The organism is Micromonospora sp. DT228 (genome assembly GCF_049841595.1).
Classification (GTDB): domain Bacteria; phylum Actinomycetota; class Actinomycetes; order Mycobacteriales; family Micromonosporaceae; genus Micromonospora.
This window is the reverse complement of the sequence record NZ_JBNCKO010000077.1, coordinates 1-331: the sequence shown is the minus strand read 5'-3', so window position 1 is coordinate 331 and position 331 is coordinate 1. Positions and strand designations below refer to the sequence as shown.

Below are 331 nucleotides of genomic sequence, written 5' to 3'. Positions count from 1 at the left end.
GGCGAAGACGGCGTGCACGGCGACCGAGTGGCCGGTCACCACCGGCACCCGTACGCAGGTCGCGGAGACCTTCAGGTCGGGCAGCCCGAGGATCTTGCGCGACTCGTTGCGCAGCTTCATCTCCTCCGACGACCACCCGTCGTCGGCCAGCGAGCCGGCCCACGGCACCACGTTGAGCGCCAGCGGGGCGGGGAACGGCCCCAGCTCGTCGCCGACGGCCTGCCGCACGTCGCCCGGTCGGGAGCCGAGCGCCCGGTCCCCGGCGACCTTGCCGAGTTGCAGGTGCAGCGCGTCCACGCCGGCCCGGCCCGCCCCGGAGGCCGCCTGGTAC

Annotated in this window: 1 protein-coding gene; it reads right to left on the bottom strand. The window is 75.5% G+C overall.

The window, feature by feature from the left end; all coding sequences use genetic code 11:
* The coding region (locus ACLQ29_RS35485) for an Asd/ArgC dimerization domain-containing protein (protein ID WP_425775717.1) at positions 1-331 on the bottom strand (331 nt) is incomplete at both ends.